At 60.8% G+C, this 8,659-nt stretch carries 6 protein-coding genes and 2 pseudogenes; 3 read left to right on the top strand and 5 right to left on the bottom strand.

The window, feature by feature from the left end; all coding sequences use genetic code 11:
- Positions 1 to 174 precede the first annotated feature (174 nt).
- The 4 genes and pseudogenes from NKI97_RS35045 to NKI97_RS35035 form a co-directional block, all read right to left on the bottom strand.
- Positions 175 to 2,028, bottom strand: a complete 1,854-nt coding sequence (locus NKI97_RS35045) for an adenylate/guanylate cyclase domain-containing protein (protein ID WP_352838565.1) — start codon at positions 2,026 to 2,028, stop codon at positions 175 to 177.
- Positions 2,029 to 2,383: 355 nt separating this feature from the next.
- Positions 2,384 to 3,970: a serine hydrolase gene (locus NKI97_RS35040; protein ID WP_352838564.1), complete on the bottom strand. Its 1,587-nt coding sequence runs from the start codon at positions 3,968 to 3,970 to the stop codon at positions 2,384 to 2,386.
- 738 nt (positions 3,971 to 4,708) lie between these two features.
- A pseudogene (locus NKI97_RS35655) lies at positions 4,709 to 4,870 on the bottom strand (IS91 family transposase); the annotation flags it as partial.
- 21 nt (positions 4,871 to 4,891) lie between these two features.
- Positions 4,892 to 5,200, bottom strand: coding sequence for a hypothetical protein (locus NKI97_RS35035; protein ID WP_352838563.1), 309 nt, complete (start codon positions 5,198 to 5,200; stop codon positions 4,892 to 4,894).
- Positions 5,201 to 5,288: 88 nt separating this feature from the next.
- Between NKI97_RS35035 and NKI97_RS35030 the strand changes: the two genes are divergently transcribed.
- Positions 5,289 to 6,965: a winged helix-turn-helix domain-containing tetratricopeptide repeat protein gene (locus NKI97_RS35030; RefSeq protein ID WP_352838562.1), complete on the top strand. Its 1,677-nt coding sequence runs from the start codon at positions 5,289 to 5,291 to the stop codon at positions 6,963 to 6,965.
- A 70-nt stretch (positions 6,966 to 7,035) separates the two neighbouring features.
- Complete coding sequence (locus NKI97_RS35025) at positions 7,036 to 7,203, top strand: hypothetical protein (protein ID WP_352679411.1); 168 nt, start codon at positions 7,036 to 7,038, stop codon at positions 7,201 to 7,203.
- A gap of 246 nt (positions 7,204 to 7,449) precedes the next feature.
- On the opposite strand, the pseudogene NKI97_RS35020 reads toward NKI97_RS35025, so the two are convergent.
- Positions 7,450 to 8,081 (bottom strand): annotated as a pseudogene (locus NKI97_RS35020) (tyrosine-type recombinase/integrase).
- A 432-nt stretch (positions 8,082 to 8,513) separates the two neighbouring features.
- Here NKI97_RS35020 and NKI97_RS35015 point away from each other — a divergent pair.
- Positions 8,514 to 8,659, top strand: a 146-nt coding sequence (locus NKI97_RS35015) for a twin-arginine translocation signal domain-containing protein (RefSeq protein ID WP_352838566.1), incomplete at its 3' end; no start/stop codon positions are given.

Raw genomic sequence — 8,659 nt, 5'->3', positions numbered from 1 at the left:
CGAGGAGGTCGCGTCGACCTTAATCAAGACGCTTCGGTGCGAGTGGATCCACGGCTTCATCGCCGACTTCTTCAACACTATCGGTCCAAAGCTGACATTCAAATCGGTGCATCCTGAAAGCAACTAACGACGGGGAAGGATACTGCACGCCTGTACTCCGGCTTCCAACCGAAACTACTTCGTTGGCAGTCCCGCGGCCACTAGGTCGGCCACCTGTCGATCAATCACTGCAGGATTGATATGGAACGTCATATCGCGCCACCGCGTGGCCTTAAGCCACGGTTGCATGGCAAGCGCCTTGAGGACTTCACTGCGTGCATCGTCAGTTTTTCCAAGATGGACATCGTTGATGGCACGTAGCAGCGGAACAGTGATCTGGAAGTCTGACGCCTTCGTGATCAGGGCAGCAGATTCGGCGTACTTTTCGATATCCGTCAGGGCATTTGCCTTCATCACGAGATAGTAATCGGCGAAGTTTGGATCGTTCCTGAGCCCGTATTCTGCTCGCTCAATCGCCTTGTCAGTCAGGCCGCTGAAGCGGGCTGCTGATGAAAGGTCGCCGATGAGAAACGCGTCTCCGGGCGAAAGCGCGATCACCTCGTCGGCCCTGCGCAGAGACAGATCAAATTTCCCCTGATAAGCAGTGACGTAGACGGATGACCACAAGCAGCTTTTTCTTGCGTCGGGTCCGAGGTTAGCCCGTGGAAGAATCCTTGCTTCCAGTTCAGACGCCATGCGCCAATGCTCTTCAGGCTTATCGTCAAAAGCGAGGCCAGCCGCCAAGACGTGATCCCAGGCCAGTCCGCACGATAACAGCGACGAATCGGGAAATTTGGCCAAGCCCTCAAGAATTATGTCCGTCGCCTTTACCAGGCTCTCGGGCGTAAACTGCCCAAAGAAGAAATTGGATCGAAGGAAGAAGTCGTACTCTTCAAGATCCGGTGTGTCCTTTTCCCAGACCTTCTTGTACTCCATGTCGTACATTTTTCCGCGCTGGCCACCAAGCGTGCCAATGATTCGTTCGATCGCCTCGTCCTGAATCACGAGGGGATTGCTTCCCGAGCGATCGAACTTTTCCGCCCAGAGATTTTCGCCTGTGCGCGTGTCGATCAGCTGCGCGGTGATCCGCACCCGCTCCGTCTCCTTCCAGACGCCGCCCTCGATCACGTAGGCCGCGTTCAACTGTTGGCCGATCTGGCGGACATCGGTTGGCTTGTCCTTGTAGACAAAGGTAGAGCTACGCGAGAGCACCTTAAGTTCGGTGACGCCTGCCAGCATCGAGATCAAATTGTCTGTCATGCCGTCGCTGAAATACTCCAGCTTCGGGTCGCCGCTCATGTTCTTGAACGGCAGAACCGCAACGGTCGGGATACCACCCTGGTCTATCTCGCGCTTTGTTCCATAGAACTGCCACCACGCCAGGACCGCTGTGGCTGCTAAGACCAGCACCAGGAAGCTCGCCACGGCTGGCAGCCGCGAGCGGTTGCGGCTCGCGCGCCTGGGCCTAGCCTTGCCGCCGATCGTGACACGATAGGCCTCCACCGGCTCCGAGATGTTCTTGACCTTCTGCGGGCCCATCGACTGAAAGCCGAAAGCCAGCTTCTTCTCAACCTCGCGCGCGACCTTTGCAGACACCCAGATGCCGCCAGGCTCGGCAAGTTGTTCTAGTCGCGCCGCGATATTTACGCCCTCGCCAAACCGATCGTCACCCTCGACAATCACCTCGCCAAGATTGACGCCGATGCGCACTTCCACGCGCTGGTCTTTCGGCAACGAGGCGTTTCGCTCGGCCAGCCCACGTTGCAGCCAAACCGCGCATTCCATCGCCTCGACGACAGAAGAAAACTCCGCCAGCAGGCCGTCGCCCATCAGCTTGAAGATAGTGCCATGATGACGCGCTACTGTCGGTTCGAAAAGTTCCTTATGATCGGCGCGCACCCGTTCATGCGTACCCGCCTCGTCGCGCTCCATCATGGCAGAGTATCCGACAACGTCAGCAGCAAGGATGGCGGCGAGCTTGCGGTCCATTTCGGAGCACTCTGTCGGCGGCCAACCTCGGAGGCGAGGTGGCAAACCCTCCCGGTTCCAATCAGTTTCGCCTATCAGGACCTTACCCGCAAGCGGCTGCCGGTTACGAAACGACTTGATTGGGGCCGGACGCGGACTGTCGGCTATGGGAGAATCCGCCCGACTCCTTCCGATAGGCGAAAGTCGCTCTGGAAAAGCACACCGCGGGGTCTTGAAATGGCACGACCGAGCCGGCGGGCGCATCGGCCGCTCCCGTGTGCGACCACTTTCCGCCCGATCGAGACTTAGAGCGCTCCCACGCGGAATAGTCCGAGTCGACGGCATAGGGTGTATGGAGCACCCAACGCCTCCACCCCTACCTCTGAAAATGCCCCAACCCGTTCTCATTGAGATAATCCACCGTCATCACCCGCGCGTGAATGCCGCCGGGGGAACCGACGAACTTCACCGATGACAGCGAGCCGGTCGGCGCGTTCTCTCCGCGGGGCGTGAGGGCGTAGGTGTCGCCGTCCCAGTGCTCGAGCGTGAACTGCATGGGCTTGGGGCCGAGTTCGAGCATCAGCTTGTCGCCATCGGCCCGCACGGTGGCGGTGTCGAAATAGTTGCTCGTATATTGGCCCTCGTAGAAGGATGGACTGCGCGCCTTGGCGGGGTTCGTCGGCTTGTCCTTGCCGGCGAGGTCGCCCACCGGCTTGTAGTAGGCCATGAACCGCGGCTTGATGTAGGGATACCAGTCGCGAGTGACCTGGCCATATTGCACGATGTCCATGAAGCTGGCGGCGACCGCCTCGGCGGCGCCGACGGGGGAGCCGTTGGTGAGCACGACGATGCCGACATCGGCCGAGGGCAAGATCTGGAAGGTGGTGCCGGCGCCGAGCAGGAAGGCGCCGGAATGGCCCATGGTGGTGCGCCCATTGGCGTTCACCCCCACATTGAAGCCATAGCCATAGGAGCTGGCCCGCGTATCGGGCGTCTCGCCGCGGTAGGTCACGCTCTGCGGTGTGATGGCGGGCTGCAGGATCTTCGGGTCGATCATGGGCTGGCCGTTATAGGTGCCGTCGCCAAGCAGCAGGATCATCCACTTGGCAAGATCCTGGGCGCTGGAGGAGACGCCGCCCGCCGGCGCCTGCTGGTCGGGGTCGCGGTCATAGAGCGGCTCGAACACATTCTCCGCCACGCGCGCATGCAGCAGGGCGCGGTTCTTGCCGGCGGCAATGAAGTCCTCGTGCCGATAGCTGCTCGAGCGCATGCCGAGCGGATCGAACAACAGGCTCTTGGCCAGCGGCTCCCAGGGCTGTTTCTCGGCGTGGGCCACCGCCTCGGCGCCGACCGTCGTGCCGAAATTGGCGTAGTGATAGGAGATGCGGAAGGGATCGAGCGGCACCATCCACAGGCTCCCGACGATCTGCTTGCGCTGGAAGCCGAGATCCTCGAGTTCGTCGCCCGCCGCCATCGGCAGGCCCGAGCGATGGGCGAAGAAATCGCCGATGGTGGCGTTGCCCGAGACATAGTCGAGATTGAGGCGAAAGCCGTCCCAGACCTTGCCGACCGGGGTATCCCAGTCGAAGCTGTGGTCCTTCGTCATGGCGATCGCGGCCACCGTGGCCGAGATCGACTTCGACACCGAGGCGACCTGGAAAATGGTGGTGCTGCTGACCTTAGAAGTGTCGTCCCGGTTGTCGCGAAGGCCATAGCCCTCGTCAAAGATCATCTTGCCGCCATGCACCACCGCCACGGCGAAGCCGGGAACGTCGGATGCTTCCTTGACTTTCTTGACGATGTCCGGCAGCGCGGCCAGCGCCTTCTCGACACCGCCGGGATACAGCTGCATAGCATCCTGCGGCGGCGATGGCCCAAGCTCCGGCACGCAGGACTGCGCGGCTGCCACGGCGGGCAGCATGATAACGAGGGAAAGCACGACGAGAGCAGCGGCCTTCTTCATTGCATGTCCTCAAACTTGCACGGCAGATGATCGGATCATACGCGGCAAGATGAAAGATGGTTACAGCTATTTTCTACTGATATGTTTAAGTCCAAAGATCAGACAGAGACGGCGGCTGCGCGCATGTGATTTCGGGACCTGGTGAAGTATCCGCGTTACCCACGCGGGCGGCAATTGGATGGGACTGCGCGGGAGAACGTCAAGTTCCAAGGCCGGGCGGCAAATGGCGTCTAATCAGGAGTTGTTCGCCAACGGGCTGGCGGCCAACCAGAAAGTCATCGAAGCCAGCTATATGGCCCATCGCGAGGCCCTATGGCCTGCTGCATGGAGTCCGAGGGCCGAGGAGCCGGGACGCTTCGTCTTCACCGATCTTGCCTGCGGCACGGGGCCGTTTGCTGTCCGTCCGGTTATTGCCGCGGGACCAGTCGCCGTTCGGCTCACGTGAAGAGTTTCGGGCGCCGCAGGCGTACGAAAGTCCCCGAGGAAGGAACCCGCGGGCCGCAGACGATGGCTATGGGGATTTCGGATTTCGGCAGACGTCGGCGATGGCGTGACCGCCGTCGGGAAGCGCTGGGGTGAATGCGGACAGACCGCTTCGTTGCGCCCCCGCGCGGTGTTGTCGGCTTGGTCGGCAGCTGGACGCGACCTCTTCAGCATCGAGGATCATCGTGGACGTGCGTCGATCCGTTGCCGGCGGCTGAGTGCCTGCAGCTGAAGGCTGAACCATCCCATGCCCGGTCATGGCGTGCTGCTCCCGGTCGACCGGGAGCCGTGTGGTGGTCCGCGCGGTTGCCTCCACCGTTCAAACAGCTCGATGACGATCATGCGGCCGCCGCAGCACGCGCACGGCGGGCCGAAGTCGTCCGGTTCGTCGGGGTCGCCGTCGTCGGGCGGCGCGGCAGGGGCGGTCGAGGATCGCCCTCACTGACCCTCCTGGGTAAGTTGGAAGATACTGGCCGTCCGAGTAGGACCAACGTTAGTTAGCTCACAGTACGTGAAAGAAACAAAAGAACCCGGCTGCGGCGGAAGAAATTCCCCCTGGTGCTTCCATGCGAGGCAGGTTTTGATCGTGTCGAAGGATTTTTGTTCTCGGCGTTCATCGATGCGGCCATCGACAAATACAAGAGAAATTACATGCGCGGTTGCATTTAGAGATTGAGGATCTGCTTTCGCAGCCGTTGGCACTGCCAAGAGAAGAGCCAGAGCGATGATGAGCTTGGTGCGATTCATGTCGTCCTCCGTTTCATCCGGTGCTGCTGGGGTCGCTTGGAGGCGAAGGCCGAATGGGCTAGACTAGGAAGCGCGCCAGGAAGGTGAAATGTCCCGAACGGCCCCTGAAATTGACCTGAAATCTGCTGAAACGATCACGTTCCGCGGTTTCGTCTTCCTGACCAAAAGCAAAGAACTCCGAACCGTCGAAGGCAAAGCGGTCAATCTTCGCAGCCAGTCCGCCGAGGTGCTCTCGGTGCTCGCGGCGCGACCGGGCGAAATCGTCTCCAAGGATGCGCTGATGCAGGCGGTTTGGCCCGAGACCTTCGTGACCGACGACAGCCTCACTCAATGCATTGCCGATATCCGCCGCGCGTTGGGGGACGACGCGCACGTGATGGTGGAAACCGTCCCAAAGAGAGGCTACCGACTGAACGCCGATCTATCGGACGCGGCGGACCCAAACGCCGCAGCCGGCACGGAACGTGCCAGGACACGATTATCGCAGCGCGGCTTCATTCTTGCTGCACTCGCTCTCCTTGCGGCAGCGATCGGCGCATACTACGGCGCGGAAGCATGGCGAGCCGCTCCCGTTCGTTCGAGCGGCATGCCCAGGATTGCGATCCTTCCCTTCGACGACATGAGTGCCGGTGCGGACAAGGGATATCTCAGCGATGCCGTTGCCGAGGGGATCATCACCGAGCTGGCGCGGAGCAAGACTTATGCCGTCATCGCCCGGAACTCGAGCTTCAGGTACCGGGACCAGCCGGTCGAGACCAGGCAGATCGGAGATGAACTCGGCGTCGACTACCTGCTCGAAGGCAGCCAGCAGAAGATCGGAGACCGGCTGAAAGTGTCCGCCCAGTTGCTGAATGCGCATGACGGATCACATGTCTGGGCCAACTCCTACAACCGGGAGATTGGCGATCTTTTCGTCGTCCAGGAGGAAATCATCCGCACGCTTGCGGATCGGGTCGGAATAAGGATCGAGCGACCGTTGCCACAGAGCGATGCCGCGCAGGTCAGCGCGCTCCGCTATTACCTGATGGGGAGGGCCAAGATCGGAGAGGATATCTCAGCCGAGGGGAACGAGCTGTTAAGGCAGTTCAGCCTCAAGGCGATCGAAGCGGATCCGAACTCCCAGTTCGGCTATATCGGGCTGGCCTGGTACTATCGCAATGACGCGGTATTCGGGTGGCACGCGCAGGAACACAACCGGAACGAGGCGTTGAAACTCGCTGCCAAATACGCCGACAAGGCCATCCTGCTCGCTCCTGATGACGCAGAAGCGCATGAGGTCCGCGCCAGCATCCACACCGAAGCCGGAGAGGTCGAGCAGGCCCTTGCCCAGTACGATCAGGCGATCGCCTTGAACCCGAGCAACTCGCATATCCTCGTCATGAGTACGAACGTGCTGCTGTATGTTGGCCGCGCCGACGAAGCGATCGATCGGATCGAGCAGGCCAAAGGCATCGATCCCTTCCACCCTGACTGGTTTCACTGGCAGATGGGCTGGGCGCTCTGGGAAAAGAACGATTGTGGGGCGGCGCTGGCTGCGATGCGGAAAATGTCCAGGATCCCGAGCGGCGCACAGCGCATGCTTGCGGGGATCCACGCTTGTCTAGGAAACAAGCGAGAGGCAAAGGAAGCGCTTGCGGTTTTCCTCCAGAACACTCCCAGTGAATCCATCAGTAAAGAACGCAGGGAGTGGGACAAGATTTGGACCGCACCCGGAAGCCTCGACCGCTGGATCAAGCAGATGCGGTTCGCGGGGTTGCCGGAGTGACGGCCGACCGTATGCGGCCCAGCAGAAATCATGGGCTGCAAACGACCCTTGAAGTGGGCCACGAGCGCTGGTGGGCCTCACGCTCAGGGCGCCGATGCGTACCAAACACCTTCATTTCCTCAGTTTTATGTTGCGACTTGCCAGGCTGGCCGATGGCCAGCCTGATGCGGCCGCGGAGACGATCGCGGTAATGCGCCAGGCCCATCCGCGCTTCACACTCAAGGTCTTTCGTCGCTAGGAACCCTACAGGGAGGCGGAGGTGCTCGATAAGATTGTCACGCTCCTGCGCCGTGCCGGTATTCCGGACTGACCTTGGTCGTCTACTTGCCGCCTCGCCTGAACCAGTGACAGCTGCGTCCGCAATTACTATCCTGGCGACGCATGCCGCTGCGTCCGCTTTGGGGAATCAAAGAACGCGAGCCCGATGACCGACATCGGCGCATTGCCGATCGCGGCTCCACCAGTCGAGCGGAGCCGCTTGTGGTCAGGCCTCTGTCGCCTCGGATAATGCGAGCGCATCTTCTACATCCACACCGAGATACCGCACCGTGTTCTCGATCTTGGTGTGGCCGAGCAGGATCTGCACCGCACGGAGATTGCCTGTCGCCTTGTAGATGATGGAGGCTTGGTGCGGCGAAGCGAGTGCGTGCCATACTCTTCTCGGCGCAGACCGATCGCCGACACCCATTCATCCACCAGTCGTGCATATTGGCTCGTGCTCAAATGCGCGGCGGCATCAACACGACTGGGAAACGCGAAGTCGTCCACTGTTCCGCTACGTCTCTCAAGCCATGCCAACAGACTTGCTCGCGCATCTGACGTGATACTCGAACTGAACCGGTCGCCGGTCTTCTGCTGAACCACCATTGAAGCGGGCCCGGATTTCCGGACCCGCCCCAAGCATACCGATCTTGATCTTCACTAGGTCGCAACCCCGCAGCTTGCTGTCGATCGCGAGGTCAAGCAGGCATGATCCCTCATTCGTCCTTCGCGATTGAGGAAGAAGCGGATTGCCCATATCTGCCGCGGCTTCGGGGCTCGCTTGGCTCCGACCTGCCGACCAGCGTTCCATACCGGCCGCCCCTTGGCTGCCGGATCGTATTGTGAAATGCCCATCGTCATTCTCCTTCGGCCAATATTGGCCATTGGAGAAACGATCCGAGGGTCTCGGGCGCGGCGTGGCCGACAGCGGAATTGCGGCTTTTGGCGTCCCGCCAGCACCTCGCTGTCAGTGGGAGACCGTTTGCGCGGTTGCGAATGGCCACTTCGAGTTTACTGCGGCCGGCCCCACCCGCTGAACGTCCGCTATCGTTCTTCGGACGCGGATTGGCGTAGTAAGTTTTGCGCTCGCAACCTACGCAAATTGGGCGTATCGTCAGTATATCGTCGGTTGCTAATACATGGGCCGGCGACTGAGAGCGCAAGACTCCCGCATCGGACTAGGCGCGCTAGGTTCCACAACCACTCGTCGCGCTCTGCCTCTGCCGAAACCTCTTTTGCTCGGTTCCGGCCAGAATTGCCTTTTGCAAATCGGAAGAGGAGCGCTTGATGCAGATTCTGCAAACCCGCCGCCGATTCCTGACCGGCGCTGCAATGGCAGGCGCTGCCCGTATCGTCGGTCTTCCGGAGTCACTCCACGCCGAGCCGCTGGAAACGACCACGGTTCGTCTGCCGCGGTGGGTTGGTGGTTCCTA

Source organism: Mesorhizobium sp. M0296 (assembly GCF_040321675.1).
Classification (GTDB): domain Bacteria; phylum Pseudomonadota; class Alphaproteobacteria; order Rhizobiales; family Rhizobiaceae; genus Mesorhizobium.
This window is presented reverse-complemented; position numbering and strand designations above follow the sequence as displayed.

Coding starts and splice junctions, on each gene's coding strand:
- NKI97_RS35045 (WP_352838565.1), bottom strand. CDS start 2,028: ATGGACCGCAAGCTCGCCGCCATCCTTGCTGCTGACGTTGTCGGATAC.
- NKI97_RS35040 (WP_352838564.1), bottom strand. CDS start 3,970: ATGAAGAAGGCCGCTGCTCTCGTCGTGCTTTCCCTCGTTATCATGCTG.
- NKI97_RS35035 (WP_352838563.1), bottom strand. CDS start 5,200: ATGAATCGCACCAAGCTCATCATCGCTCTGGCTCTTCTCTTGGCAGTG.
- NKI97_RS35030 (WP_352838562.1), top strand. CDS start 5,289: ATGTCCCGAACGGCCCCTGAAATTGACCTGAAATCTGCTGAAACGATC.